This window comes from Haloferax denitrificans ATCC 35960 (genome assembly GCF_000337795.1).
Classification (GTDB): Archaea; Halobacteriota; Halobacteria; order Halobacteriales; family Haloferacaceae; genus Haloferax; species Haloferax denitrificans.
This window is the reverse complement of sequence record NZ_AOLP01000019.1, coordinates 151,611-177,179: the sequence shown is the minus strand read 5'-3', so window position 1 is coordinate 177,179 and position 25,569 is coordinate 151,611. Positions and strand designations below refer to the sequence as shown.

The following is a 25,569-nucleotide window of genomic DNA, read 5'->3' as shown; positions in this document are numbered from 1 at the left end:
CTCAGGCCTCCGGGCCGGCGTCGACGATGTCCTCGTCGGCCTCGACGCGCCGCATCACGTCCTCCGAGTCCGCGTAGTACTCGTTGATGAGCGCGGTAAAGCGCCGGTAGTCGGAGACGTCCTTGTCGAGGAGGTACCGGAGGAACGTCTCGCGTCGCCGGAGCTCGCGCCGGAGCTCGGTCCGCGACCAGCCGTTCTCGCGCTGAATCTCGGTGAGAAGCGAGCTATCGTTCTGGCTGAACGTGTCGGTCTCGGGCTCCCACGCGAACGCCGACGAGTAGTCGAGCTCGCCGGTCCGCTGGTCGATGTCGCCGATTTCGCCGATGGTCTGCGAGCGGCGGACGCGCTCGCCGTCGTGGCGGGTGAGCGTCTGGACGCACAGCAGGTCGAGCGACTGCACCATCGCCCGCGGGACGTTGATGGGCTCGTTTTCGAGGCGGTTGATGACCGTCTCGATGCTGTCGGCGTGCATCGTCGAGAACGTCGTGTGGCCGGTGTTCATCGCCTGAAACAGCGTCACGGCCTCGTCGCCGCGCACCTCGCCGACGATGATGTACTCGGGGCGGTGCCGGAGCGCGGACCGAAGCAGGTCGTACATCGAGATATCGGTCCCCTCGTGGAGTCGCTCGCGGGTGACCGACGACAGCCAGTTGTCGTGGTAGAGCGCGAGTTCGCGGGTGTCCTCGATGGAAAGCACCTTCGACCGCGGCGGGACGAACATCGACACCGCGTTCATCGAGGTGGTCTTGCCCGAGGCCGTCCCGCCGGCGAAGATGAGGCTCTTGTTGTGTTCGATACAGAGCCACAGGTAGGCCATCTGCTCGATGGAGAACGTGCCGTAGCGCACGAGGTCGATGGGCGTGAACGGCTCTTCGGCGTAGAGGCGGATGGTGAACGCCGACCCCCGCGGCGTGACCTCCTCGCCGAGGGCCAACTCGGCGCGCGCGCCGTTCGGGAGCGTCGTCCCGAGGACGGGGTCGCCGACGCTGATGTGCTGGCCCGAGCGCTGGGCGAGTCGGATGACGTAGTTGTCGAGCTCCTCGGCCTCGAACGAGACGTTGGTGGCGATGTCGGTGTACTCGTCGTGGTAGACGAAAAGCGGCAGGTCGTAGCCGTCACACGAGATGTCCTCGATGTGCGGGTCCTTCATCAGCGGGTCCAGCGGCCCGTAGCCGTGGAAGTCGCGCCGGAGGTAGTACAGAAGCGTGTAGAAGGTGTTCATGTCGAGTTCCAGCCCGTACTGTTCGAGAATCGACTGGAGCTCCTCGACGAGCGCCGTCTCGGTCCGCGGGTCGGCCTCGCGGCGGTACAAAAGCGGGTCGCGGACGTCTGTGCGGACGCGTTCGAGTAGCGCCGATTCGAACTCGTCGAGGTCGGGCTCGACGGTGTGGTACTGGTGGGCGGTCGCGTCCGTGTCGTAGGTGACGACGACGTAGGCGAAGGGGGCGTTCACCCAGTAGCGGTCGACCTCCTCGTGGCCCTCGGGAATCTCGTAGGTCCCGAGCGGCGTGTCGTCGGGCGAAAGGGGATGCACGTCGAGGTCAGACCCCCGCAACATCTCCGCGGTCCGGCGCAGGAGCCGCTCGGCTTCGGCGGCCGCGGCGTCGAACTCCCCGCCGGCGAGGAGTCTCAACACCCCTCTGTCGGCCGGCGAGTCGCGTATCGCCTTCGTCTCAGTGGTCGTATCTCGTGGCATCGTCACCCGGTCAGTTGGTCGGGAGGTATGGCGGGTCAGTACTTAAAAGGTCCGCGCGGGAGACTGTCACTCGCTGTGAACGACCGGCTCGCGGCCTCGGCTCAGGTGCGGTCGACGGTCAGGAGGACGCCGGCGAGGACGAGCGAGATGACGACGCCGAGGGGGAGCGGAATCCCCGGAAGCCCGCGCGTCACGAGGAGGTACGTCGCCGCGGCGAGGACGACGCCGACGACGCCGAGGAGGCCGCCGAGGACCCGAACGGGGTCGACCGGGCCGGCTTCGACCCGCTCGTCGCGCAGGTAGTAGACGAGGGAGAACAGCACCGCGAGCGCGAGGACGGCCGCGCCGACGACCCACGCCTGATACGCGGCGGCGACGGTCTGTCCCGACTGGAGCGACAGCGCGGACAGCGGGCTTCTGATTGCGACGCGGCTGGATAGCCCCCACGCGAACTGAATCTCGGCGAAGGGAAACCGGACGAAAAGCAGGCTCACACCCGAGACGTTCGGCGTGTACGTGACGTTCCACGGGAGGAGCGCGCAGAGCCACGTCGAGACGACCGCCAGCGCACCCGCGTGTTCGGAGCGGACCCAGACCATAGGACAATCGCACGGTCTGACAGGTAAAAACTACCGACGGCGCGGGCACGCCGGCGAGGCGGCGGGGTCGCAGGCGGTCCCCGGACCGGACGGTACCTCAGGAGAGCCGCTCGGGGTCGTGAGTGAGGTCGCTCTCCGCGGCGTCGCCGGTGTTGAGCGTCTCGGTCGGCTCGACGAGGAGCACCTCGGTCGGTTCGAGCGCCACGGGGCGGTGTTCGACGCCGCGGGGGACCACGAGCAGGTCGCCCGGTCCGAGGTCCGCGTCGTCGCGGTCGCGGAACTCGATTCGGAGCCGCCCGTCGCGGACGAGAAACAGCTCGTCGGTCTCGTCGTGGGCGTGCCAGACGAACTCGCCGTCGAACTTCGCGACCTTCACCGCGTGGTCGTTCAGCTCCGCGGCGATTCTCGGGGCCCACGTCTCGTCGAACGACGCGAAGCTCTCGTCGAGGTTGACGGGTTCCATACGCGGTCCGCTCGCGGCGGCGGCCGATAACCGTTGTGACCGACGCGGGGCCGGCGCTCGCTCGACGCGCCCCGACTCCGGCGGTGGCCGGAACCGACGAGAGCGGCGTTTCCGCGTCGAATCGGGCCATTCCGTCGGTTTCGACTCCGGAACCCCGGTTCGGGTGGCGTCACGTTAATAGGCCGCGCAGTACAACCAACAGTACGGAATGCGGCGTGACTACTTCGAACTCGATGTCCGCGACGTCGACTGGTACGAGGACGACGGCGACCCCCGCCAACCCACAGTATCTATCGACTTCTACGGCCCGGCCGAGGAGCTTCGGTCTCGGTTCCTCTCGACCAGCGGCGACGTGCTCGCCGCGGAGGAACTGGACGTCTCCTTTCGGTTGCAAGACTCCGTCGACGCCGACGACGCCCGCGGCGTCGTGAGCGTGACGGACCGACTGACCGGTGACTACGTCCTCGAACTCAACGCTCGGGCGGAGGACGTCCTCGACTTCATCCGCGCGGCCCGCGAGTACGGGCGCGCCGCGGGCGACGACGAGGGGCGCTACCGCGTCGACGTGGCCATCGAGGGCGACCACTTCGAGACCTTCGAGAAATCGACGTTCCTCGTCTACGACGGCGACGGGAGGCTCCTGCGGAGCCAGAGCCTCATCCCGTCGGGCGTCGAACTCTGAGGGCGCTCACCGAGTCGACGGCGCGGACGACGTTCTCTCTCGATGCGTTCCTCACGCTCGTTCGTGTACGATATCGGGCCGAACCACGTCTTCTTTACTCCCCGCTCCCACAGAGAGTACCGTGAGAAACGTAACCGACCGCACGAGAAACCCGTTCGACATGCGACCGTCGTGTGACCGGTACGTCCCCGGCTACGGCGACGCCAACGCCGACTTCCACGTCATCGGCGACCACCCCGGCGTCCACGGGGGCGTCGAGACCGGCATCCCCTTTTCGGGGGAAGCGGGCGAGCGGCTGTTCCCGGCGCTCGAAGACGGCGAGTTGCTGGCCGAGACGGGCGACGAACCGACGGTGAACCGCACGTTCCTCTCGTATCTCCACATGTGCGTCCCGGACGGGACGCCGTCGGCGGCCGACTACACCGACATGGAGCGGTTTTTCGACGCGGAGCTCCGCGCTATCGCCGCCCACGTGCTCCTGCCGGTCGGCGCGGTGGCGACGAAGCACGTCCTGAACAACTACACGTCCGTCGGCTGGAAGACCGACGTCGACATGGAACGACTCCACGGCGAGGAACTCCGCGGGAGCGGCTTCCTCGTGTTGCCCATCAAGGACCCCGCCGAGTGGGACGACGGCGACCACGACGAACTCGTCGCCGGCCTGCTGGAGCTTCAGTCGACCGACTTCCGCCGCGAGTCGGACCTCGGCCGCTTCATGCCCGGAGCGGACCCGTATCTGGTCAGATAGCCTGTTTTCGGCCGTATTCGACCCTCGTCCGCGGATTCGATAGATTCTTCACGATTCTACCGTTCGTTCGTCCAGTAACAACCATGAAGGTTACCATCTGTACAGTTGAATCGGCTAAATGGCTCACATAAGAGCATATTTATCCAGTCGTTCTGGAGGCCGTGGTTCTAATTGGCGATAACAAAGGACTTTTTACAACTAGTGTCCAACGTGGTATTGACGCGCGTGGTTCGATTCACTTCCGCCGGGCGCGTCAGGCAGCTGTGAGACTGGTGCTCCTCGCAGTGGCTTGGTCAGTCCGGGGACCTGCGCTCGGCCGCGGTCCCCGCTCTTAACTCAGACGCGAGCGACGGCTCGGCGTCTCGTCGTCACGTAACTGCGTACTCACGCTCCCAGAGCGCTCTCTCCGCTCAGAGCTTGTCCGCGAGTCGCTTGAGCGCGCCGAATCCGTACTCCGTGACCGGCTCGCCGTGGCCCATCGCGACGACGTCGACCGGCGGGCACCGCGCCGCGAACTCGCGGACGCTCCGCCTGTTCTCCGCGGCGTCGGTCGCGATAAACCCCGGCAACAGCCCGAGACGCCCGTTCGACTCGCGGACCATGTCGCCGACGAACGCGACGCCGTGGCCCTCGTGGACGAACGCGGTGTGACCGGGGGTGTGCCCCGGCGTCCGGTACGCGACGAAGCCGCCGAGTTCGTCGCCGTCGCGGACGACCTCCACGGGGTTCGTCGGTCGCTCGACGAACGACGCGAGCGCGCGCTGTGCGACGCCTTTCAGCGAGGTGAGAGACGGCTTCGACGCGCCGGTCAGGTGCGAGGCGTCCGGCTCGGCGAGGTGAATCGGCACGTCGTCGCGGAGGCTGAGCGAGGCGAGCGTCCCGACGTGGTCGAGGTCGAAGTGCGTCACGAGCACCCGGTCGATAGCGCCGGGGTCGAGGTCGGAGCGAGCGAGGCCGCGGAGGAGTCGGTCGCGGTCCCACGGCGTCCCGGCGTCGACGAGCACCGTCTCCGACCCGTCGGAGACGAGGTACGCGTTCACGCCGCGGAGTCGGAACCGCCGGACCGAATCGGTCGGAATGGTCATACCGGTCCGTCGGGCGCGAGCGACAAAAACCGTGGGCGAGGGCGGCCCCGCGCCGCGGCGACTACCGCGAGGCGAGGAGATACCACCCGGCGTCGACGACGAAGCCGCCGGCCCCGAGGAGCGGGCAGACGACGAAGCCGAGGAGGTCGACCGCGACGGGCCGGCCGACGCCGACCGCGCCGGCCGCCACGAGCGCCAGCGGGACGGCCGCCGCGAGCGCGTAGACCCACGTGGTCCACGCGTGGCCGAACCGGGCGATGACCCCCGTGAGCGAGACGGCGAGGAGCGCCGCCGCGACCGGGAGGGCGAGCGCCGCCGGCGTCGCCGCGGCCCCCAGTGCCGTGAGAGACGGCAGGGGACAGCGGCGACGACGCGAGGAGTCCCGCGGCGGGCGCGGCGGTGTCGAGCGACGCGAGCGCGGCCGCGAACCCCGCGCCGTCGCCCGCGAGGTGCCACGCGAAACCGCCGAGATACGCGACCAGCGCGACGAGTGAGACGCTCCAGCCGTACCAAAGCGGGTTCGTCGCGCCCGACGGGGGCGCGGTCGTGGCCGCCGACTCGGAGCCGTCGCGTCCGCGTTCGAACCGGCCGGTCGTCCCGGTCCGACCGGACCGACCGGACTCCGAAGTTCGGGTGCGGCCGCGCGACGACCCGCCCGCGGCCGACGACTGCGATGCGCCCGCGGTCCGCGACGACGAGGACGACCCGGAGGCGCGCGACCGACCCGACCGCGACGAACTCGACGCGGACGACGACCGCCGAGAGGACGACGACGCGCGCTGAGAGGACGACCGAGAAGACGAGGACGACGACGTTGTGGACGACGACGAAGCCGACCGCCCGGCCGACGACCGTCGCGAAGCCGACCGACCGCCGGTGCCAGACTTGCCGCGTCCGCCGTTCTTGCCGTCTTTTCCGGGGTACTTGAACTTCGTCAGGCCGTCGAGGCGTTTCTCGACGTACGGGCCGTGACCCATCCGGTCGTAGTCGGCGCGCTCGGCGTCGTCGGTGAGGACTTCGTAGGCCTTCCGGACGACGGTGAACTGCGCGGTCGCTCGCTCGTCGTCGTTGACGTCGGGATGGTACTCCCGCGCCCGCTGACGAAAGGCCTGTTTTATCTCCGCCGTCTCGGCGTCGCGTTCGACCCCGAGGAGTTCGTAGAAGTCCACCGGCATTCGACGTGCGATTCGATGCGCGGCCGGCTTTTGAATGTGTCGGGCGTCGGGCCGGCGCGCGGGCCGCCGACGCGCCGATGGCCGGGCGACGCTCGGCCGCTCCGCGGGACGCCGCCGCCATGACCAGTCGGAATAATCATGCACCTCGGCGGCCAGGTGGTCGCATGGAACGAATACGGCTCGGGAACACCGTCTTCGAGGGGCGGAACAACGCCTATTTCCTCCCCGGCGACCGGCCGACGCTCGTCGACGCCGGCGTGGCGACCGACTCGGTCCGGCGGGACCTCCGCGAGGGACTCGCGGCGGCCGACCACGAGGTCGCCGACCTCGAAGCCATCGTCCTCACCCACTGGCACGCCGACCACGCCGGACTCGCGGCCGAACTACAGGCCGAAAGCGGCGCGCCGGTCTACGTCCACGCCGACGACGCGGGTATCGTCGCGGGCGACCCCGACGCGATTGCGGCCGAGCGCTCGATTCGCGAGCGCCGCTTCGACGAGTGGCGCATCCCCGGCGGCCCGCGCGCCGAGGTGACCGACTACCTCGACGGTCACGACGACCTCCGAGGCGGGCGCGTCGACGTGACGCCCGTGGAGGACGGCGACCGCATCGCCGCCGGCGACGGCGAACTCGAAGTCGTCCACCTCCCCGGCCACGCCGCCGGACTGAGCGCCTTCGCGTTCGACGGCGAGCGCGGCGCGGGCCGCGAGGCGTACGTCGGCGACGTCATCCTCCCGAAGTACACCCCGAACGTCGGCGGCGCTGACCTGCGGGTCGACCGCCCGCTCGAAACCTATCTCGACAGCCTCGCGCGCCTCGCCGACCTCGACTTCGAGCGGGCGTGGCCCGGCCACCGCGACCCCATCTCCGACCCCGCCGGGCGGGCGCGCGTCATCGCCGAACACCACCGCGAGCGCACCGAGCGCGTCGTCTCCGTTCTCGACGAACACGGCCCCACGGACGCGTGGACCGTGAGCGCGCACCTGTTCGGCGACCTCTCGGGCATCCACATCCTCCACGGCCCCGGCGAGGCGTTCGCTCACCTCGACCACCTCGTCGCCGAGGGCGTCGTTTCGTCCCCGGACGGCGAGGGACGATACGAACTCCTCGACGCGGACCCCGATTTCGACGAACTGGTCGCGGTTCCCGAGACGAAACGTTAAAACGCCGCTGGAGGGAACGGAGAGCCATGGAACTGCGGGTCATCGACAAGACCGACGAGGAACTCCGCATCGAAATCGGCGGCGAGGACCACACCTTCATGAACGTCCTGAAGGGCGAACTCCTCCAGACCGACACCGTCACGGCCGCGACCTACGACGTGAACCCCGAACAGTCCGGCGGACAGACGGACCCCGTCCTCTCTATCAAGACGGAGCCCGGCGTCGACCCCCTCGACGCGCTCGCGGAGGCCGCCCGCGGCGTCCAGCGCACCGCCGACGACTTCACCGACGCCTACCGCGCCGGTATCGACGCGTAATCTGCGGGTTCTCTCTCGTTTCCGCTCGTCCCCGAGCGACGCGTCTGTCCGTTACGCGTCCGCGTCGCCCGGCCCGGCGTAGTCCTTCTCGCCGGCCTCGATGCGGACTTCGAGCCAGTTCTCCATCGGGACGAGCGGGCACTCGTAGCGCGGCGAGTAGGCGCAAAACGGGTTGTACGCGTAGTTGAAATCGACGACCCACCGCCCGTCGTCGCCCCGGTCCGCGGCTTCGAGGTCGAGGTAGCGACCCGCTCCGTAGGTCTCCTCGGTGTTCGTCTCGTCGCGGAACGGCACCCACAGGCGGTCCTCGTCGGCGTCGGCGCGGTAGGCGTCGAGCGCGTACGTCTCGCCGTCGACCTCGAACTCGAAGCGCCCCCACGCGAGGTACTCGCGCTCGCCGTCGGTCGAGGTGCCGATGGTGATGCGCTCTGGGTCGTCGTACTCGCGGAGTTCGAGTTCGAATCGGAGGTCGGGGTCCGGCTCGAAGTAGTCGAGACCGTCGAAAAAGTCCCGCTGGTCCGGCGGAATCGGCGAATTTCGGTCCGCGGCGAGATAGCGGTCCTTCTGTTCGCGGTGCGTGCGGAGGGCGTCGAGCCACGCGTCGTCTGTCATCTCGGGTCGAGATACGACGCGGCGGCGGGTTAAGATTGGTTCCGACTGCGCGGGGGGCGCACGACCGGACGAGGGGTCGGCGACGGGGCACAGAGAGGCGGCGACGGGGGGTGAAAGCGGGACAAAGAGAGGTAGAGCAGAACGGCTGTGAGGGCGCTGGCTTACAGTCGAACCGGCACGTCGCGCTCGTCGAGGTACTCCTTGACGTCCCGAATCGTGTACTCGTCGAAGTGGAAGATGGAGGCGGCGAGACCGGCGTCCGCGCCGGCCTCGGTGAACACCTCGTACATGTCCTCGGGGCCGCCACAGCCGGAGGAGGCGATGACGGGCGTCGAGACGCTGTCGCAGACGGCCTTCGTCAGCGGGATGTCGTAGCCGTCTTTCGTCCCGTCGGCGTCGATGGAGTTGATGAACAGCTCGCCCGCGCCGCGCGATTCGGCCTCGTTGGCCCACTCGACCACGTCGACGCCGGTTCCCTCGCGGCCGCCCTTGACGGTGCACTCGAACCAGCAGGACTCGCCGTCGACCTCGGCGTAGTGCTCGCCTTCCTCGTCGTAGCGCCGGCGGGCGTCCACCGAGATGACGATACACTGGCTCCCGAAGGAGCGCGCGCCCTCCTCGATGAGGTCGGGGTTCTGGAGCGCCGCGGTGTTGATAGAGACCTTGTCCGCGCCGGCGCGGAGCGTCTCTTTGATGTCGTCGCGGGTGCGGATACCGCCGCCGACCGTCAGCGGGATGAACACCTCGTCCGCGACTTTCGAGACGGTGTCGAGCATCGTCGCCCGCCCCTCGGCGGAGGCGGTGATGTCGAGGAAGACGAACTCGTCCGCGCCCGCCTCGTTGTACAGTTTGGCCATCTCGACCGGGTCGCCCGTGTACTTCAGGTCCTCGAAGTTGACGCCGGTGTAGACGGCCGGGTTCCCGTCCTCGTCGAGGTCGACGTCGATACAGGGGATGATGCGCTTCGTGAGCATTCGCTACCGAAACGTTGGCGAAAGAGCCGTTTCACCGTTTCGACTACGGCAGGCGGTGGCCGAAATCCGAACACGTCGGCGAGTCCCGGCGACGCGGATACCGATTCGCCACCTCGTACAGCGGGTGGTTTGATGACTCGGCGGCGAGAAGCCCGACGCGAGACCCGGTTCGAACGATGACTGATTCAGCCGAACTCCTCAGCCTGCTCGTGGTCGTCGAGTTCGTGGTGATGGCCGCGGTAGTGACGCTTTTGGTCCCGCTCGACGCCGCGATTCCGTTCCTCCCGCTCGCGGTCGTGTTTCTGGTCGCGCTGTACCTGTATCGGTCCTGACCCGTGAGGAGCGACGCTCGCTCCGCGAGGCCGAGTGTCGCCGAGTCGGTCCCGCCGCCCGCGGACGACGCGCGGGCGACGGTTAGGTGCGTTTTTGTACCGCGAACCCGTCGCTCCGCGTATGAGCGACGACCACGACCACGGACACGACGAGCACCACGAAGGCGAACAGGAAGGGCGCGTCACCTCCCCGATGCAGGACTTTTCGATGAGTCAGGTCACGACCGGACTCCTCGTCTTCGTCGTCGGCCTCGTCGTCACGTTCGGCATCCCGCTGGCGCTGGCGTAAGCGCGCTTCTCCGCCGGCGAATCCAGCGTCTCGCCCGAACTTCCGCGTTCTCTCCCCTTTTCAAGCCGCCGGGGTTACAGCCCGGTGTGAAATCGATAGTCGTCACCGAGTACGGGAGTTCCGACAGCCTCGAACTGCGGGAGACGGAGACACCGGAGCCGGGTCCGGGTGAGGTCCGCATCGCCGTCGAGGCCGCCGGCATCAACTTCGCCGACATCATGCAACGCCGGGGAACCTACCGAGACGGCCCGGAGCCGCCGTACACGCCGGGGATGGAGGCCGCGGGAACCATCGACGCGGTGGGTGAGGGCGTCGACCGCGAGGTCGGCGAGCGCGTCGTCGCCATGACCGGCGGCGGGGCGTACGCCGAGTCCGTCACCACGCCGGCCCCGACGCTGTTCGACGTGCCCGAGTCGATGTCGTTCGCCGAGGCCGCCGGCTTCCCCGTCCAGTTCCTCACCGCCTACAACTGCCTCCACGGGTGGGGTGACCTCGGCGACGACGAGCGCGTGCTGATTCAGGCGGCCGCCGGCGGCGTCGGCACCGCGGCGGTCCAACTCGCCTCCCACGCCGGCGTCGAGACGTTCGGCACGGCCAGCACCGAAGAGAAACTCGACCTCGCGGCCGACCTCGGTCTCGACCACGGTATCCAGTACACAGAAGAGGACTTCCGCGAGGTCGTCGCCGACGAGACCGACGGCGCGGGCGTCGACCTCGTCCTCGACGGCGTCGGCGGAGAGACGTTCGAGCGCAGTCTCGACGCCCTCGCCGATTTCGGCCGACTCGTCACCTACGGCGCGGCCTCCGGCGACGCGGCCGCGGCGGACCCGACGCGCCTGCTGTTCGAGAACAAGTCCGTCATCGGCTTCCACCTCGGGAGCGCGATGCAACAGCGCCCCGAGTCGATTCTCGGCGCGGTGCCGGAGCTGTCCGAACTGCTCGCCGCGGGCGAACTCGACGTGGTCGTCGGCGAGGCGTTCGACCTCGAAGACGCCGCGGCGGCCCACGAACACATCGAAGCCAGAAAGAGTCGCGGGAAAGTCGTCCTCGAACCGTAGCGGAGGGGGTTCGACGCGGTGCGACGCGGACGCGTCTTTTGCAGTTCAGTCGAGTTCGCGGGCGAGCACGTCGCGCAGGGCGGCGATGTCGGCCGCGCCGTAGGCGACCTCGTCGCCGTCGACCGCGAGCGAGAGCGTCGCGTCGTCGGTCGTCGTCCCGAGTTCGACCACGGGCACGTCGCCCGCGAGGTCGCGCAGTGCGGCCTCGTCGGTCGTCTCGACGACGACGCGACCGGGCGTCTCCTCGAACAGCGAGACGTAGTCGGAGACGGACACGTCCGCGCCGACCTCGTCTGTGACCATCTCGGCCAGCGCGACCGCGAGGCCGCCGTGGCTCACGTCGTGGACGGCGACCGTCGAGTCGTCGGCGGCGACGGTCCGAATCGTCTCGACCGCGGTCGCGGCGTCGGCGTCCTCCGGGAGCGCCGGGAACGCGTCGGAGCCGCCGAGGTGTTCGAGGACCGCCGAGCCGCCGAGCGCGCCGCCGTCGAAGCCGACGAGGAACAGGTCGCCCTCGCCCGAAAGCGAGAGGCCGGGCGAGGAGCCGTCGGCCTTCCCGACCATCGCCAGCGTCGGCGTCGGCGGAATCGGGCCGGAGACGGAGTCGTTGTACAGAGAGACGTTGCCGCCGACGACCGGGACCGAGAGCGCCCGGCACATGTCGGCGAGGCCGTCGACGATGCCCTTGAAGCCGCCGTACACGTCGGGCTTCTCGGGGTTGCCGCCGTTGAGGCAGTCGACGGTGGCGAGGGGCGACGCGCCCTTCGCGGCGAGGTTGGTCGCGTTCTCGAAGGCGACCGCGCGCGCGCCGTCGTAGGGCGCGGCGGTCGTCCAGTTGGGGTCCGCGCCGCCGGTGAACGCGAGTTTCGTGTCGGCCTCGGGAACGTCGAGGAGCGCCGCGTCGTCGCCGGGGCGGCGGGCGGTCCGCAGGCCGACCTCGTGGTCGTACTGGCGGTAGACCCAGCGCTTCGACGCCGTGTTGGGGTCGGAGACGACCGCTTCGACCGCCTCGGCGAGGTCGAACGCGGGCAGGTCGCGCGTCGCCGACTCGGGTTCGACCGAGTCGAGGTCGTTCATCGGCGCGCCCTCGGCGAGGAACTCCGGGGGCACGTCGACGACGGGTTCGCCGTCGAAGGTGCAGACGTAGTTGCCCTCGGCGACCTCGCCGATGACGGCGCTCCCGAGGTCGAACCGCGCGGCGAGTTCCCGCACGCGCTCGACGTTCTCGGGGGTCACCTCGTAGCACATGCGCTCTTGGGACTCCGAGAGGAGAATCTCGAAGGCGTTCATGTTCGGCTCGCGCTGGTGGACCTTTTCGAGGTCGATTTCCGCGCCGAAGCCGCCCTTGGCGACGAGCTCCGAGGACGCGCCGCCGAGGCCGGCGGCCCCGAGGTCGCGGGCGGACTCGACGAGGTCCTCGTCGATGAGCGCCTCGTTGCACTCGATGAGCAGTTTCTCCGTGTAGGGGTCGCCGACCTGCACCGCGGGCCGGTCTTCGGTCTCGGCGTCCTCCGCGAGGTCCTCGCTGGCGAAGGACGCGCCGCCGAGGCCGTCGCGGCCGGTCGAACTGCCGACGAGGACGAGCTTGTTGCCCGCCGTCTGGGCCTCGGCCGTGACGAGGCGGTCGGCCGACAGGAGGCCGACGCAGGCGACGTTGACGAGGGGGTTGCCCTCGTAGTTCTCGTGGAACGAGGTCGAGCCGGTCACGGTCGGGACGCCGATGGCGTTGCCGTAGTCGGCGATGCCCTCGACGACGCCGTCGAGGAGGTACCGCGAGTGCTCGCGGTCGAAGTCGCCGAAGTAGAGGCAGTCGGCGAGCGCGATGGGGTACGCGCCCATCGAGAGGGTGTCGCGGACGATGCCGCCGACGCCCGTGGCCGCGCCGTCGTAGGGGTCGACGTAGGAGGGGTGGTTGTGGCTCTCGATACCGAGCGTGATGTAGGTGTCGTCGTCCAGAGCGACGACCGCCGCGTCGTCACCGGGGCCGATGACGACCTGGTCGCCCTCCGAGTCGAACGCCGACAGAAGCGGGCGAGACGACCGGTAGGCGCAGTGTTCGCTCCAGAGGTTCTCGAAGAGTATCTCCTCGGCCGGCGTCGGGTCTCGACCGAGCTCGGCGACGACGAGGTCGCGGTCCGCGTCGGAAAGCGTCATTCACTGGTATGGTCAGAACGCACATTGTAAACCCTTTCTATGTGCACGAACGTGCCCAAAATGTGGGCGAGGTCGCCGTCGCCGTCCGCATCCGACTCACGCGGGCGTGTACGGCGGCGACTCGGCGCGGATAATCTCCGTCAGCTCGTGCATCTCGTCTTGGAGCAACACGAGTAAGTCGTCCATCGTGACGATGCCCGTGAGCTTGCCGCCGTCGGTTATCGGCGCGCGCCGGACGCCGTGTTCCCGCATCTGCCGGAACAGGTCGAAGACGCCCACGTCGGCGTCGACGGTGAACGGTTTCTCGGTCATCACGTCGCTCGCCGTCATCCCGCTCGTGTCGCCGCCGGCGGCGACGCAGTTGAGCGCGATGTCGCGGTCCGTCACGATGCCTCGGATGTCGTCACCGTCCGCGATGACGACCGAACCGACGTTTCGGTCCCCCATCAGCGTCGCTAACTCCCGAATCGGCGTGTCTTCCCTCGCTGTCACCAGTTCGTCTCTCGGCCGTGCGATGTCTCGTACAGTCATCTCTCTCACCCGGTGGACCCACGCGGTGGGTACGCCACCGTGCGAACGGTTCGTCGCCCGCGATATTATTTCTGTATTCTTACACTTCGTCCAGTTTCGGCGGTCTGTCGGCACGCGCGGACTGTCTGCGGACGCGGACGGTCTCTCGGGTCGGCCGCGTTCTCGCGCCGGTCGCGCGCTCACCGCACGCGGCGAGGCGACGGAGCGCGCCGATTCGCCAGTCCGCCGACACCGTGCGTGAGGTCCACACGCCAATCACACCGGGACCGGGGCGCTTTTTTAGCCTCCATCGTTAGGAGACGGTGTGTTATCGGTCGAGTTGCACTCGCACTCGTCTCTGTCCTACGACGGGCGAGACCCAATCGAGTACCTCCTCGAACAGGCGGTCGCGGTCGGCTTGGACGCCCTCGCCGTGACCGACCACGACGAGATAGACGCCAGCCTCGAAGCCGCGGAGCTCGCGGCCGACTACGGGCTGGTCGGCATCCCGGGGATGGAAGTCACCTGCGCCGCGGGCCACGTCCTCGCGCTCGGCGTCGAGGAGCTGATTCCCGCGGGGCTGTCGTACGACGAGACGCTCGACCGCATCCACGACGCCGGCGGCATCGCCGTCATCCCGCACCCGTTCCAGAAGTCGCGTCACGGCGTCGCCCCGCACATCTCCAGTTCGCAACTCGCCAGCGCCGACGCCATCGAAATCTACAACTCGCGGCTCCTCACCGGCATCGCAAACCAGCGCGCCGAGCGGTTCGCCAAGCGCCGGAACCTCCCGATGACCGCCGGGAGCGACGCCCACATCGCGGAGATGGTCGGACAGGCCGTCACCGAGGTCGGCACCGACACCCGAAGCGCGGACGCCATCCTCTCGGCCGTCGCCGAGGGCCGAACTAGCGTCGTCGGCAACAAGACCCCGTGGCGCATCTCGTTCCGACAGGCCGCGGGCGGCGCGACCCGACGCCTGAAACACGCCCTGACGGACCTGTTTTGATGCGCGGCGCGTCCCCCGACCTCGTCCGGCAGGCCCTCGCCGACCGCGACCCGCTCCCCGGCACCGCGGGCTTCGCGGGCGAACTCGACGGCCGACTCGTCCGCGACGTGCTCGGTCGCCAGCCGCTTTTCTCCGAGCGCGCCGACCCCGCGACGTGGTCGTTCGACCACCGCGACCTCGACGACCCGGTCGCCGTCCCCGCGGGCCACGCCCGCGAGACGACCGGCGCGGCCGCCGGCGACGACGAACGCGTCTGGTCGCTTCCCGACCCGCCGGCCGCGACCGACCGCGACGCCGCGCTCGACCGCGTCCGCGACGCCGCGCTCGACTCGGTCCGGTCGGTCAGCGACGACGGCCTCGCCGTGGCCTTCTCCGGCGGCGTCGACTCCGCGGTCGTCGCGTCGGGCGTCCCCGACGCCCCCTGTTACGTCGCCGGCTTCGAGGGCTCTCACGACGTCGCCGCCGCCCGCGAGGCCGCCGCCGCGATGGACCGCGACCTCGACGTGGTCGAACTCACCCACGAGGCGCTCGAACGCGCCGTCCCGGAAATCGTCGCCGCGCTCGGGCGGACGAACCCGATGGACGTGCAAATCGTCCTGCCGCTGTACCTGCTCGCCGAGCGAGTCGCCGCAGACGGCTACGACCGCCTCGCGGTCGGGCAGGGCGCTGACGAACTGTTCGGCGGCTACGCCAAGGTCCAGAAAGCGCCCGACGACCCCCGCGTCGAGGCCGAGACCGTCCGCGGGGCCGCCCGCGAGATGATTCTCACGCTCCCCGACCAGCTCGAACGCGACCTGCTCGTCCTCCGCGCGGCCGGGGTCGAACCCGTCGCGCCGCTCCTCCACGACCGCGTGGTCGAGGCGGCGCTCCCGCTCCCCGGCGCGTTACTCGTCGACGGCGACCGGCGGAAGGTCGCGCTCAGGGAGGCCGCCAGCGGCGTGCTCCCCGAGTCGGTCGCCGAGGCGGACAAGAAGGCGGTCCAGTACGGGACCTACGCCTCGCGCGAACTCGACCGACTCGCGCGGCAGGCGGGGTTCAAACGACGGATGGAGAACCACGTCGAGCGGTACGTCGAATCGCTCGTCGAGTAGGACGGAATCGGTCGGTTTCGAGTTAATTTCCGTTTTCGTCGTCGCGCACGACCTCGATTGCCTCCAGTGCGAACTGCACCGTGTCGGGGTCGAGGTCGCTCTCGCGGAGGTCGGACTCGTCGTACCACGCCCAGACCTCGGGGTCGGCCTCGCCCGGCGCGGGGTCGATGTCGCGGGAGTCCACGCGGGCGTAGAAGACGTGGTCGATGTGCTGGTGGCCGACCGAGCCGTCGCCGTGGACGTTGATGTCGTAGAGCATCTGCTGGCGAGGCTGTGGGAGCGTCCGGCCGGCGGGCGCGGGGACGGAGTCGGTGTCGTCGACGAGTTCCGGGTCGAGACCCGTCTCCTCGCGGACCTCGCGGAGGCCGGCCTCGTGGGGGAGTTCGTCGCGGTCGACGTGACCGCCCGGCGGGATGCGGATGCCGAGGCGCTCGTGTCTGTGGAGCGCCACCGCGCCGTCGTTGACGATGTACACGGTCGAGGTGAAATGTCGCGTCGTCTCCATGGCTGTGGCTCCGAAGCGAGCGCCATGGCTGTTGCGGAACGAGGCGGGACAGGGCGAGACGGAGCGGAACGAAACGAGGCGAAACGAGGCGAGCCGAGACGCGACGGCGGGAAACGAACGGACCGACCGGGTTACGGCAGTTGGACCTGCTCTTCGGCTTCGAGTAGTTCGTGGTAGCGGTTGCGGATGGTGACTTCGGAGATGTTGGCGACCTCGGAGACCTCGTTCTGCGTCACCTTCTCGTTGGTCAGAAGCGAGGCCGCGTAGACGGCGGCGGCGGCGAGGCCGACCGGCGACTTGCCGGAGTGAACGCCCTGTTCTTTGGCGTTCTTCAAGAGCTGTCGGGCGCGCCGCTCGGACTCGTCGGAGAGGCCGAGGTCGCTGGCGAACCGCGGGACGTACTGCTCGGGGTCGGCGGGCTTGATTTCGAGCTTCAGCTCGCGGACGACGTACCGATAGGTGCGGGCGATTTCGTCCTTCTCGACGCGCGAGACGCTCGTAATCTCGTCGAGCGAGCGCGGGGTGTCGGCCATGCGGGCGGCGGCGTACAGCGCCGACGTGGCGACGCCCTCGATGGAACGACCCGGAAGCAGGTCGTCGTCGAGCGCCCGGCGATAGATGACCGACGCGGTCTCGCGGACGTTGTCCGGGAGACCGAGCGCCGAGGCCATGCGGTCGATTTCGCCGAGCGCCTGCTTGAGATTGCGCTCTTTCGAGTCGCGGGTGCGGAACCGCTCGTTCCACGTGCGAAGCCGTTGCATCTTCTCGCGCTGGCGGGACGACAGCGAGCGCCCGTAGGCGTCTTTGTTCTGCCAGCCGATGTTGGTCGACAGCCCCTTGTCGTGCATCATGTTCGTCGTGGGCGCGCCGACGCGGGACTTCTGGTCCTTCTCCGAGGAGTTGAACGCGCGCCACTCGGGGCCGTGGTCGATTTCGTTTTCCTCGACGACGAGGCCGCAGTCGTCACAGACCGTCTCGCCGTGTTCGGTGTCGGAGACGAGGCTCTCCGAGCCGCACTCGGGACACGAGGGCGTCTGCTCCCGCTCGGTGTCGGTCTGTTCGGTATCGTTCGTATTCTCTTTGCGCACGCGCGCGTTGCCGGTCGTGAAACGTCGGACACTTTCTGTCATTTGTGTGCGAGAGAAGCAACTGGGAACGGTCGTTCTCCGTCTATTCGTATCGACCCTCGTTACTTATATCTGACGGCGGTAGAAGGACGGAATCGCGGCGGGTTCGCACGGTCGGTCCCGGCCGCCTCGTCGGAGGGCTCGACCGGCCGGGCTCGCGCCGGGGACCGGACGAAACGACCCACACCGAAACCCTTACTCCCGGTCTCCGTTTCCTCCGATACATGAGCGATACGCCCGTCGACGCCGACGAGGTTCGACACGTCGCCGAGTTGGCGCGGGTCGACCTCGACGAGGACGAGGTCGAGGAGTTCGCGGCGCAGTTCGCGGACATCCTCGGCTACTTCGACGCCCTCGACGAGGTCCCCGAAGTCGACCGCGAGGACGAACTGGTGAACGTGATGCGCCCCGACGAGGTCCGCGAGGGCCTCACCCAAGAGGAGGCGCTCTCGAACGCCGCAGAGACCGAAGACGGCTACTTCAAGGGCCCGCGGGTGTCGTAATGTCGCTGAACGCCTTCATCACGAAAGAGACGCTCGACGGCTCCGACGACGGCCCGCTTTCGGGCAAGACCGTCGCCGTCAAGGACAACATCTCCACGGAGGGACTGCGGACGACCTGCGGCTCCGCCATGCTCGAAGACTACGTCCCGCCGTACGACGCGACCGTGGTCGAACTCCTGAAGGACGCCGGCGCGACCATCGTCGGCAAGGCCAACATGGACGAGTTCGGCATGGGGACGACGACCGAGACCTCGGCGTTCGGCCCGACGAAGAACCCCGTCGACGAGTCCCGCGTCCCCGGCGGCTCCTCCGGCGGCTCCGCGGCCGCCGTCGCCGCCGGCGAGGCCGACCTCGCGCTCGGCACCGACACGGGCGGCTCCATCCGCTGTCCGGCCGCGTTCTGCGGCGTCGTCGGCATCAAGCCGACCTACGGCCTCGTCTCGCGCTACGGCCTCGTCGCCTACGCGAACTCCCTCGAACAGATCGGCCCAATCGCGCCGACCGTCGAGGACGCCGCCGCGCTCCTCGACGTCATCGCCGGCCCCGACGACCGCGACGGCACGACCCGCGACGCCGGCGCTGACTCGAACTACGCCGCGGCCGCCGACGGCGACGTCGAGGGGCTCACCATCGGCGTCCCGACCGAGTTCGTCGAAGGCGCGGACGAGGGCGTCGAAGCGGCGTTCTGGGCCGCGCTCGACGAACTCGAAGCGCAGGGCGCGGAGTACCGCGAGGTCAGCATGCCCTCCGTCGAGAAGGCCGTCGCCGCCTACTACGTCATCGCCATGTCCGAGGCGTCGTCGAACCTCGCCCGCTTCGACGGCGTCCGCTACGGCAAGTCCGGCGGCTACGACGGCAACTGGAACGAGGCGTTCGCCCGCGCCCGCGAGGACGGCTTCGGCTCCGAGGTCAAACGCCGCATCCTCCTCGGCACGTACGCCCTCTCCGCGGGCTACCACGACAAGTACTACGCGAAGGCACAGGACGCCCGCGCGTGGGTCAAACAGGACTTCGACGAGGCGTTCGAGGACGTCGACGTGGTCGCGTCGCCGACGATGCCCGTCCCGCCGTTCGAACTCGGCGAGAGCCTCGACGACCCGCTCCAGATGTACCTCGCCGACGCCAACACCGTCCCGGTGAACCTCGCGAACCTCCCCGCCATCTCGGTCCCGGCGGGCGAGACCGACGGCCTCCCGGTCGGCCTCCAGCTCATCGGCCCCAAGTTCGGCGAGGAGACCATCGTCCGCGCGGCGTCCGCGGTCGAGAACTGAGTCGGTCGCCGGGGGTTTCTCGGGCGCCTCGTTCCGAAGCAGTAGGATAGCTCTCCTGTAGTCCGTTTTCGAGCGACGGAACGCCATGCCGATAGTTTTTCCACCACCCGACGCGCACGCCGGAACGTCATGTACATCATCGTCGTCGGCGCGGGCAACATCGGCACGCCGCTCATCGAAATCGCCACCGAGGGCGGTAACGAGGTCGTCGTCGTCGAGCGCGACGAGGCGAAGGCCGAGGCGGCCGCCGCGACGTTCGACTGTCTCGTCCTCAACGACGACGCCACCATCAAACAGACGCTTGACGAGGCCGGCGCGGACCGCGCCGACGCCATCATTACGACGACCGACAAGGACGCGACCAACATCATGGTCTGTCTGTTGGCGAAGGAGCTCAACATCCCCGACATCGTCTCGGTCGTCCACAACCCAGAGCACATGAGCCTCTACCGCCAAATCGGCGTCAACACGATGGAGAACCCCCAGCGACTCATCGCGGAGTACCTCTACCGGGCGGTCAAGCGGCCCTCCATCGTCGACTACATGCGCATCGGCGAGCACGCCGAGGTGTTCGAAATCCGCGTCGACGAGGACGCGCCCATCGCGGGGATGACGATTCAGGGGGCCGCACAGGAGAACCTCCTCGACGGGGACACCCTCATCGTCGCCGTCGAGCGCGAGGGCGACGACGACCCCGTGACCCCCCGCGGGAACACCACTATCGGGTCGGGAGACCTCCTGACGGTCTACTCCGCGAAGGGTGCGACGCCCGATGTGACTGACGTGTTCGGCCACTACGAGGACCACTGATGCCCCGCCGCGGACGAACCGTCTCGGGGTGGCCCGCCGACCTCGCGGTCATCGGCCGCGACGTGGGGTCGCTTCTCGTCATGGAGGCCGCCCTGATGACCGCCACGGTCCTCGTCGCGGTCGGCTTCCGCGAGTGGTACGCCGCGCTCGCGTTCCTCACCGCCGGTGGCGCGACGGCGTTCGTCGGACTGGGCGCGCGAAAGGCGTTCGCGAACGCCCCCGCGCCCCGGATGAAACACGGGATGATAATCGCCGCCGCGGGCTGGTTCGCCACCGCCGCGTTCGGGTCGCTTCCCTTCTTCCTCACGGCGCAGTTCGCCCCCCAGAGCGTCCTCACGGCGCTCGTCCCCGCCGGCGTCGACTACGCCCAGTCGAGTCTCGTCTACTTCCGCGACCCGCTCCACGCCCTGTTCGAGAGCATGAGCGGCTGGACCGGAAGCGGCCTGACGATGGGTATCCACGAGCCGTCGCTCCCGCGGACGATTCAGTGGTGGCGCTCGCTCATCCAGTGGGTCGGCGGCGTGGGCGTCATCGTCCTCACCGTCTCCATCCTCTCGCGGCCCGGGAGCGGGAGCTACGCCCTGTACCGCGGCGAGGCCAGAGAGGAGAAGATTCACCCGAGCGTCGTCTCGACGGTCCGGACGGTCTGGAAGATTTTCGTCGGCTACACGCTCCTGTCGGTGGCCGTCCTCTTCGTCGCCATCCGCGCGAGCGACTACGGGGCCGCGCTCCCGCTGTGGGAGGTCGCGTGGCAGGCGCTCAACCACGCGATGACGGGGCTTTCGACCGGCGGGTTCGCCGTCACCGACGGCTCTATCGGCACGTACGACTCGCCGCTCATCGAGACGGTGTTGCTCCCCGTCATGGCGCTGGGCGCAATCGCCTTCCCCGTCCACTACGCCATCCTGAAGAACCGCGATATCGACCGTCTCTGGGGCGACCTCCAGACGCGCTGGCTCCTCGTCATCTTCGCGGTCGGCGGGGTCGCGCTCGCCGTCCAGAACCTCGTCAGCCTCCCGGCGACGGCGGGCTCGGCGTTCGTCGAGACCGCCGACTACTTCGGACTCGCCGGCGTCGTCGGCGGGCCGGAGTCGGACGCCGTCCGCGACGCCGCGTTCCACTGGGTGAGCGCGCTCACCTGCACCGGCTTTCAGGCCGCGCCGCTCGGTGAGTGGTCCGACGGCGGGAAGGTGCTCCTGTCGGGGGCGATGACCCTCGGCGGGGCCGCGGGGTCGACCGTCGGCGGCATCAAAATCATCCGCGGCTACACCATCTCCCGCGGCATCCGCTGGCAGTTCTCGCGCGTGTTCCTCCCCGAGAGCGCGGTCGTCAACATCGAGATGAACGGCCGTCGCCTCTCGCGGACCGAGATGGACCGCGAGTTCTCCGAGGCGGCCATCGTCTCGATGCTCTGGCTGTTGCTCCTCGTCGGGTCGAGCGTCCTCCTCGTGAACCTCGCCGGGCCGGAGTTCACCTACGCCGACGCGCTGTTCGAAGTCGCGTCCGCACAGGGGAACGTCGGCATCTCGACGGGCATCACCGGCCCGTGGATGAACCCGTGGGCCGAGACGATGTTCCTGTTTAACATGTGGGTCGGCCGCCTCGAAATCATCCCGGTGTTGGTGTTCGCCCGGTCGGCCATCTACGGGCTGAACCCCTGAGGAAACACGGACGCGAATTCCAGTTTTTCCGCGCTACCGCCGCCAGTACTCCGGCGTGAAGATGACTAACACGGGGAGAATCTCCAGTCGGCCCACCCACATGAGAACCACCATGTACAGCTTCGAGCCGTTGGAGAAGTCGAGGTAGCTCCCCATCGGGCCGGCGACGCCGAAGCCCGGCCCGACGTTCCCGAGGGTCGCGGCGACGGCGCTCATGGTTTCGAGGATGCTCACGTCGAAGCCGATGCGCGCGGCGTCGAGGTGGAGCAGGCCGGTCGAGACGAAAAACAACACGAGATACAGGAGCGTGAAGGCGTAGATGCCGCGGATGGCGCGCTCGTCGACCGCCCGGCCCGCGAGCCTGACGGGGCGGACCGCCTCGGGGTGGGCCGTCGTGAACAGCTCACGGCGGAGCGACTTCACGATGACGTACCAGCGGACGATTTTGACCGCCCCACCGGTCGAGCCGCCGGAGCCGCCGATGAACATCGCGAACAGCAGGGCGTACTGCGCCGGCGCGCTCCACGCGTTGAAGTCGATACTGGCGTATCCCGTCGTCGTGACGATGGAGACGACCTGAAACACCGACTGGCGAACCGCCGGCTCGACGTTGCCGATGATGGCCGTGCGGATGCCTTCGAGGTAGAGCTGGTCGTACGTCTCGCCCGCGGGCGCGACGGACATGAGCCCGTCACCGAGGAACAGAACCCCCGCGAGAATGGCCGAGACGACGCCGATGACGCCCAGATAGGACTTGAACTCGGTGTCGCGGAACAGCCGCTTCGGCTCGCCGGTGAGGACGTGCCAGAAGAGCGCGAAGTTGGTCCCGGCGGCGACCATGAAGGGGACGATGACCCACTGCGCGGCCGCCGAGAAGGCCTCGATACTCCGGGCCTCCGGCGAGAACCCGCCGGTCGGCATCGTCGTCAGCCCGTGGGCGATGGCGTTGTACACGTCCATGTTCGGGGCGTTGCCGGTGACGTGCAGGCCGTAGAGGAGGACGATTTCGAGGACGGTGAGACCGAGGTACGCCCCCCAGAGCGCGCGGGCCGTCTCGGCGATGCGCGGGGTGAGCTTCTCGATGCCGGGGCCGGGCGCTTCCGCGTCCATCAGCTGTGCGCCGCCGACGGAGAGTTCGGGGAGGATGGCGACCGCGAGGACGACGATACCCATCCCGCCGAGCCACTGGGTGAGCTGTCGCCACATCATGATGCCGCGGGTGTGGGAGTTAAACGAGATGTCGCCGAGCACCGTCGCCCCGGTCGTGGTGAACCCGCTCATCGTCTCGAACAGCGCGTTCACCGGGTTGCCGAGCGTCGATTCGGGGTGGAGGGGCGACGCGACGAAGGGGATACCGTGGGCCTCGATGAGAAACGGTATCGCGCCGACTATCGTGACCGCTAACCACGTCACCGCGACCATCAAGAACCCCTCGCGGGCACCGATATCGGGCTCGTCGGCGAGCCGTTCGAGCGCCGTGCCGACGAGGACCGTGACGGCCATCGTGACGACGAACGGGAGCACCGACTCGCCGTAGTACAGCGCGACCACGAGCGGGAAGCAAAGCGGGACCGCGAGATACTTCAGGACGGTCCCCACGAGACGCAGGCTGGCTCTGTAATCGACCCGCAATTTCATCCGTGGACTAACGTACCGAGCGCCGGGTTCTTCCGTGTTCGGGTTCGCAGTCGGGCGCGCGACAGCGTGACGCGGGGCGTTCGGCGGCCGCCCGGCTCACAGATTCGGGGCCACGTCGTCGATGACACAGCTATCGACGAAGACGACGACGTGGTCGCCGGGTTCGATGACGGTGTCGCCGCGGGGGGTGATGAACTCGCGGCGGCGGGTTATCGCGCCGATGACGACGCCCTCGGGGAGCGACGCGACCGACTCCCGAATCGGCTTGCCGGCGAGGACGCTGTCGGCGTCGACCTCGATTTCCAGCACCTCGGCCTTGTTCGACTCGATGAGCGCGACGTTCTCCGCGCCGCCCTCGCGGGTAAAGCGGGTTATCTCCTCTGCGACGACCTCGCGGGGACTGACGCCCACGTCGACGCCGACGGCCTCGAACAGGTCCACGTAGGGCGTGGTGTCGATGACGGCGACGGTGCGCTCGACGCCGAGCCGGGCGGCCAGAAGCGACACGAGCAGGTTCTTCTCGTCGGAATCGAGCGCCGACACGAGCAGGTCGGCGTCGCCGATGTACTCGCGTTCGAGGAAGTCCACGTCGGTCGCGTCGCTCTCCATCACGATGGTCCCGGGGAGCATCTCCGCGAGTTCGCGGGCGCGTTCCGCGTCGTGCTCGATGAGCCTCGGCTTGAAGCCGCGTTCTTCGAGCAGGCGGGCGACGTGGTAGCCGATTTCGCTCCCGCCGACGATGACGACCTCTTCTGCGGTGCCCGGGGGTTCGTCCGGCGAGACGGAGCTTGCGAACCCCTGAACGCTCTTGGGACTGCCGATGACGACGACGCGGTCGCCCGGCCCGATGACGGAGTCGCCGCGGGGAATCGTCACCTCGCCGTCGCGGAGGATGGCCGCGAACGTCAGCGAGTCGAAGCGGTCGGCCTCGCTTACGGTCTGGTTGGCGACGGGGCTCTCCTCGTCGACTTCGAACTCCGCCATCTGGACCTGCCCGCCCGCGAAGGGGTCCACGTCGCGCGCGGCGGGGAGGCCGACGACGCGGACGATGGACTCCGCGGCGAGCAGGTTCGTACAGACCATGAAGTCGATACCGAACGCCTTCTCGGAGCGTTGCCACGTCCGGAGGTACTCCGTGTTCTTGACGCGGGCGATGGTGAAGGCGTTCGAGATGGCCTTGGCGGTCGCGCAGGCGACGATGTTCGTCTCGTCGTCGTCGGTCGAGGCGATGACCATGTCGGCGCGCTCCACGCCGGCCTCTTCGAGCGTGTCCACGGACGTGCCGTCGCCGTGGAGCGCGAGCACGTCGAGCGAGTAGTTCAGTTCGTCGACGCGCTCTGGGTCGCAGTCGATGACGACGACCTCGTGGGTCTCGTCGAGGTCGGCCGCGATTGACGACCCGACCTGCCCGGCACCGATGATTATCACGCGCACCAGAGACCAGCCCCTGTCATACCCCTGTGTTGGTCCGCGGGCGCGTATGTGCATTTCCCTTCACGGATTCCCGATGCATCGGCGGTCACGACCCCGGTTTCGAGTGTACCGTCAGTTCCACGCGCCGCGGCCGTCCCTCGATGTCGGCGACGATGCGCTCGACGATTCGCTCGGCCTCTTTCTGGAGCACCGGTCGGAGCTTGTCGATGACCCACCCGAGCGAGACGAACCGCGGGAGGTCGATGTCGCCGGCGGAGACGCTGTCGGCGTCGTACTCGACCTCGAAGAAGACACGGCAGGCGGTGTCGGCGTCCGACGGTGCCTCGGCCGGCAGGTCGTCGAGTTCCTCGACTCGCCAGCGGCCGACGGCGTGTACGTCCTTGGTGATGGTCCAGTCGATTCGCGTCGGGGGGGTGACGTCGGTCACCTTCGACTCGGCGGTGTAGGTGAGCTTCCACCACGAAAAGTACAGGGCGTACCGCGTCCCCGGCGACCCGTCGCCCGACTGTCGCACGTCCCGCAGGTGCTTCGAGTAGTCGGCGTACCGCGGGAAATCGACGAGGAACTCGTATATCTCCTCGGGCGGCAGGTAGACGACGGTGCTGACGGCTATCTCGTCCACGAGCGTCGAATGGGGTCGGCGGGACCAAAGCCTTGTGGGCC

26 protein-coding genes and 1 pseudogene are annotated in these 25,569 nt (G+C 68.6%); 13 read left to right on the top strand and 14 right to left on the bottom strand.

Translation table 11 applies throughout. From position 1 onward, the window contains the following. Position 1: 1 nt before the first annotated feature. From C438_RS17195 to C438_RS17185, 3 genes are all read right to left on the bottom strand, one after another. Entirely contained in the window at positions 2 to 1,696 is a 1,695-nt protein-coding gene (locus C438_RS17195) for a type II/IV secretion system ATPase subunit (protein ID WP_049918201.1), read from the bottom strand. A gap of 101 nt (positions 1,697 to 1,797) precedes the next feature. After that, positions 1,798 to 2,295: a DUF7549 family protein gene (locus C438_RS17190; RefSeq protein ID WP_004970983.1), complete on the bottom strand. Its 498-nt coding sequence runs from the start codon at positions 2,293 to 2,295 to the stop codon at positions 1,798 to 1,800. Positions 2,296 to 2,392: 97 nt separating this feature from the next. Next, positions 2,393 to 2,758 (bottom strand): cupin domain-containing protein, encoded by a 366-nt coding sequence (locus C438_RS17185; RefSeq protein WP_004970982.1) that lies wholly within the window; start codon positions 2,756 to 2,758, stop codon positions 2,393 to 2,395. A 208-nt stretch (positions 2,759 to 2,966) separates the two neighbouring features. On the opposite strand from C438_RS17185, the gene C438_RS17180 reads away from it, so the two are divergent. Next, positions 2,967 to 3,440, top strand: coding sequence for a DUF5793 family protein (locus C438_RS17180; protein WP_004970981.1), 474 nt, complete (start codon positions 2,967 to 2,969; stop codon positions 3,438 to 3,440). Between the two features lie 121 nt (positions 3,441 to 3,561). Further along, positions 3,562 to 4,188, top strand: a complete 627-nt coding sequence (locus C438_RS17175) for a uracil-DNA glycosylase family protein (RefSeq protein ID WP_049918200.1) — start codon at positions 3,562 to 3,564, stop codon at positions 4,186 to 4,188. A 410-nt stretch (positions 4,189 to 4,598) separates the two neighbouring features. On the opposite strand, the gene C438_RS17170 is transcribed toward C438_RS17175, so the two are convergent. Both C438_RS17170 and C438_RS20200 read right to left on the bottom strand, forming a co-directional pair. Continuing rightward, positions 4,599 to 5,273, bottom strand: coding sequence for an MBL fold metallo-hydrolase (locus tag C438_RS17170; protein ID WP_004970979.1), 675 nt, complete (start codon positions 5,271 to 5,273; stop codon positions 4,599 to 4,601). Between the two features lie 61 nt (positions 5,274 to 5,334). Next, positions 5,335 to 6,448 (bottom strand): annotated as a pseudogene (locus C438_RS20200) (J domain-containing protein). 164 nt (positions 6,449 to 6,612) lie between these two features. Here C438_RS20200 and C438_RS17160 point away from each other — a divergent pair. Both C438_RS17160 and C438_RS17155 read left to right on the top strand, forming a co-directional pair. Continuing rightward, entirely contained in the window at positions 6,613 to 7,611 is a 999-nt protein-coding gene (locus C438_RS17160) for an MBL fold metallo-hydrolase (protein ID WP_004970977.1), read from the top strand. A 26-nt stretch (positions 7,612 to 7,637) separates the two neighbouring features. Then, positions 7,638 to 7,928, top strand: a complete 291-nt coding sequence (locus C438_RS17155; RefSeq protein WP_004970976.1) for a DNA-directed RNA polymerase subunit L — start codon at positions 7,638 to 7,640, stop codon at positions 7,926 to 7,928. A 51-nt stretch (positions 7,929 to 7,979) separates the two neighbouring features. Here C438_RS17155 and C438_RS17150 read toward each other — a convergent pair whose 3' ends face one another. Together C438_RS17150 and hisF are read right to left on the bottom strand one after the other, a co-directional pair. Continuing rightward, the gene (locus C438_RS17150; RefSeq protein ID WP_004970975.1) at positions 7,980 to 8,540 is read right to left on the bottom strand and encodes a DUF1684 domain-containing protein; all 561 of its coding nucleotides are present in this window, start codon (positions 8,538 to 8,540) and stop codon (positions 7,980 to 7,982) included. 161 nt (positions 8,541 to 8,701) lie between these two features. Then, positions 8,702 to 9,514 (bottom strand): imidazole glycerol phosphate synthase subunit HisF, encoded by an 813-nt coding sequence (gene hisF, locus C438_RS17145; RefSeq protein ID WP_004970974.1) that lies wholly within the window; start codon positions 9,512 to 9,514, stop codon positions 8,702 to 8,704. Positions 9,515 to 9,690: 176 nt separating this feature from the next. Between hisF and C438_RS19805 the strand changes: the two genes are divergently transcribed. From C438_RS19805 to C438_RS17140, 3 genes are all read left to right on the top strand, one after another. Then, complete coding sequence (locus C438_RS19805) at positions 9,691 to 9,846, top strand: hypothetical protein (protein ID WP_004970973.1); 156 nt, start codon at positions 9,691 to 9,693, stop codon at positions 9,844 to 9,846. A 121-nt stretch (positions 9,847 to 9,967) separates the two neighbouring features. Further along, complete coding sequence (locus C438_RS19800) at positions 9,968 to 10,135, top strand: DUF7550 family protein (protein WP_004970972.1); 168 nt, start codon at positions 9,968 to 9,970, stop codon at positions 10,133 to 10,135. 86 nt (positions 10,136 to 10,221) lie between these two features. After that, on the top strand, positions 10,222 to 11,193 hold the full coding sequence (locus C438_RS17140) for a quinone oxidoreductase family protein (protein WP_004970971.1): 972 nt from the start codon (positions 10,222 to 10,224) through the stop codon (positions 11,191 to 11,193). Between the two features lie 45 nt (positions 11,194 to 11,238). Here the strand turns inward: C438_RS17140 and purL are convergent, their stop codons facing one another. Both purL and C438_RS17130 read right to left on the bottom strand, forming a co-directional pair. Continuing rightward, positions 11,239 to 13,347 carry a phosphoribosylformylglycinamidine synthase subunit PurL gene (purL, locus tag C438_RS17135; RefSeq protein WP_004970970.1) on the bottom strand — a complete coding sequence of 703 codons (2,109 nt, stop codon included), beginning with the start codon at positions 13,345 to 13,347 and terminating at the stop codon, positions 11,239 to 11,241. 96 nt (positions 13,348 to 13,443) lie between these two features. After that, complete coding sequence (locus tag C438_RS17130) at positions 13,444 to 13,878, bottom strand: CBS domain-containing protein (protein ID WP_049918199.1); 435 nt, start codon at positions 13,876 to 13,878, stop codon at positions 13,444 to 13,446. Positions 13,879 to 14,182: 304 nt separating this feature from the next. Here C438_RS17130 and C438_RS17125 point away from each other — a divergent pair, with 304 nt between their 5' ends. Continuing rightward, positions 14,183 to 14,866: a PHP domain-containing protein gene (locus tag C438_RS17125; RefSeq protein WP_004970968.1), complete on the top strand. Its 684-nt coding sequence runs from the start codon at positions 14,183 to 14,185 to the stop codon at positions 14,864 to 14,866. After that, the gene (locus C438_RS17120) at positions 14,866 to 15,957 is read left to right on the top strand and encodes an asparagine synthase-related protein (protein ID WP_004970967.1); all 1,092 of its coding nucleotides are present in this window, start codon (positions 14,866 to 14,868) and stop codon (positions 15,955 to 15,957) included. Before C438_RS17125 ends, C438_RS17120 begins: the two co-directional genes overlap by 1 nt. Positions 15,958 to 15,979: 22 nt before the next feature. Here the strand turns inward: C438_RS17120 and C438_RS17115 are convergent, their stop codons facing one another. Next, the gene (locus tag C438_RS17115) at positions 15,980 to 16,462 is read right to left on the bottom strand and encodes an NUDIX hydrolase (RefSeq protein ID WP_004970966.1); all 483 of its coding nucleotides are present in this window, start codon (positions 16,460 to 16,462) and stop codon (positions 15,980 to 15,982) included. Between the two features lie 131 nt (positions 16,463 to 16,593). Further along, a complete protein-coding gene (locus C438_RS17110; protein ID WP_004970965.1) occupies positions 16,594 to 17,550 on the bottom strand; it encodes a transcription initiation factor IIB in 957 nt (318 codons plus the stop codon). A gap of 263 nt (positions 17,551 to 17,813) precedes the next feature. Between C438_RS17110 and gatC the strand changes: the two genes are divergently transcribed. The 4 genes from gatC to C438_RS17090 all read left to right on the top strand — a co-directional run bounded on the left by gatC (position 17,814) and on the right by C438_RS17090 (position 21,834). Next, a complete protein-coding gene (gatC, locus tag C438_RS17105) occupies positions 17,814 to 18,092 on the top strand; it encodes an Asp-tRNA(Asn)/Glu-tRNA(Gln) amidotransferase subunit GatC (protein ID WP_004970964.1) in 279 nt (92 codons plus the stop codon). Further along, positions 18,092 to 19,363: an Asp-tRNA(Asn)/Glu-tRNA(Gln) amidotransferase subunit GatA gene (gatA, locus tag C438_RS17100; protein ID WP_004970963.1), complete on the top strand. Its 1,272-nt coding sequence runs from the start codon at positions 18,092 to 18,094 to the stop codon at positions 19,361 to 19,363. Before gatC ends, gatA begins: the two co-directional genes overlap by 1 nt. Positions 19,364 to 19,492: 129 nt before the next feature. Continuing rightward, on the top strand, positions 19,493 to 20,173 hold the full coding sequence (locus C438_RS17095) for a potassium channel family protein (protein WP_004970962.1): 681 nt from the start codon (positions 19,493 to 19,495) through the stop codon (positions 20,171 to 20,173). Then, complete coding sequence (locus C438_RS17090; RefSeq protein WP_004970961.1) at positions 20,173 to 21,834, top strand: TrkH family potassium uptake protein; 1,662 nt, start codon at positions 20,173 to 20,175, stop codon at positions 21,832 to 21,834. The genes C438_RS17095 and C438_RS17090 overlap by 1 nt, the downstream gene beginning before the upstream one ends. A 33-nt stretch (positions 21,835 to 21,867) precedes the next feature. On the opposite strand, the gene C438_RS17085 is transcribed toward C438_RS17090, so the two are convergent. The 3 genes from C438_RS17085 to C438_RS17075 all read right to left on the bottom strand — a co-directional run bounded on the left by C438_RS17085 (position 21,868) and on the right by C438_RS17075 (position 25,528). Beyond that, entirely contained in the window at positions 21,868 to 23,472 is a 1,605-nt protein-coding gene (locus C438_RS17085) for a TrkH family potassium uptake protein (RefSeq protein ID WP_049918196.1), read from the bottom strand. Between the two features lie 96 nt (positions 23,473 to 23,568). After that, positions 23,569 to 24,906 (bottom strand): Trk system potassium transporter TrkA, encoded by a 1,338-nt coding sequence (gene trkA / locus C438_RS17080; RefSeq protein WP_004970959.1) that lies wholly within the window; start codon positions 24,904 to 24,906, stop codon positions 23,569 to 23,571. Between the two features lie 85 nt (positions 24,907 to 24,991). Beyond that, complete coding sequence (locus C438_RS17075) at positions 24,992 to 25,528, bottom strand: type II toxin-antitoxin system RatA family toxin (RefSeq protein ID WP_004970958.1); 537 nt, start codon at positions 25,526 to 25,528, stop codon at positions 24,992 to 24,994. Between the last annotated feature and the right edge of the window lie 41 nt (positions 25,529 to 25,569).

Coding starts and splice junctions, on each gene's coding strand:
- C438_RS17170 (WP_004970979.1), bottom strand. CDS start 5,273: ATGACCATTCCGACCGATTCGGTCCGGCGGTTCCGACTCCGCGGCGTG.
- gatA (WP_004970963.1), top strand. CDS start 18,092: ATGTCGCTGAACGCCTTCATCACGAAAGAGACGCTCGACGGCTCCGAC.
- hisF (WP_004970974.1), bottom strand. CDS start 9,514: ATGCTCACGAAGCGCATCATCCCCTGTATCGACGTCGACCTCGACGAG.
- C438_RS17115 (WP_004970966.1), bottom strand. CDS start 16,462: ATGGAGACGACGCGACATTTCACCTCGACCGTGTACATCGTCAACGAC.
- C438_RS17160 (WP_004970977.1), top strand. CDS start 6,613: ATGGAACGAATACGGCTCGGGAACACCGTCTTCGAGGGGCGGAACAAC.
- C438_RS19800 (WP_004970972.1), top strand. CDS start 9,968: ATGAGCGACGACCACGACCACGGACACGACGAGCACCACGAAGGCGAA.
- C438_RS17180 (WP_004970981.1), top strand. CDS start 2,967: ATGCGGCGTGACTACTTCGAACTCGATGTCCGCGACGTCGACTGGTAC.
- C438_RS17195 (WP_049918201.1), bottom strand. CDS start 1,696: ATGCCACGAGATACGACCACTGAGACGAAGGCGATACGCGACTCGCCG.
- C438_RS17155 (WP_004970976.1), top strand. CDS start 7,638: ATGGAACTGCGGGTCATCGACAAGACCGACGAGGAACTCCGCATCGAA.
- C438_RS17150 (WP_004970975.1), bottom strand. CDS start 8,540: ATGACAGACGACGCGTGGCTCGACGCCCTCCGCACGCACCGCGAACAG.
- C438_RS17130 (WP_049918199.1), bottom strand. CDS start 13,878: ATGACTGTACGAGACATCGCACGGCCGAGAGACGAACTGGTGACAGCG.
- C438_RS17090 (WP_004970961.1), top strand. CDS start 20,173: ATGCCCCGCCGCGGACGAACCGTCTCGGGGTGGCCCGCCGACCTCGCG.
- C438_RS17095 (WP_004970962.1), top strand. CDS start 19,493: ATGTACATCATCGTCGTCGGCGCGGGCAACATCGGCACGCCGCTCATC.
- purL (WP_004970970.1), bottom strand. CDS start 13,347: ATGACGCTTTCCGACGCGGACCGCGACCTCGTCGTCGCCGAGCTCGGT.
- gatC (WP_004970964.1), top strand. CDS start 17,814: ATGAGCGATACGCCCGTCGACGCCGACGAGGTTCGACACGTCGCCGAG.
- C438_RS17190 (WP_004970983.1), bottom strand. CDS start 2,295: ATGGTCTGGGTCCGCTCCGAACACGCGGGTGCGCTGGCGGTCGTCTCG.
- C438_RS17085 (WP_049918196.1), bottom strand. CDS start 23,472: ATGAAATTGCGGGTCGATTACAGAGCCAGCCTGCGTCTCGTGGGGACC.
- C438_RS19805 (WP_004970973.1), top strand. CDS start 9,691: ATGACTGATTCAGCCGAACTCCTCAGCCTGCTCGTGGTCGTCGAGTTC.
- C438_RS17120 (WP_004970967.1), top strand. CDS start 14,866: ATGCGCGGCGCGTCCCCCGACCTCGTCCGGCAGGCCCTCGCCGACCGC.
- C438_RS17185 (WP_004970982.1), bottom strand. CDS start 2,758: ATGGAACCCGTCAACCTCGACGAGAGCTTCGCGTCGTTCGACGAGACG.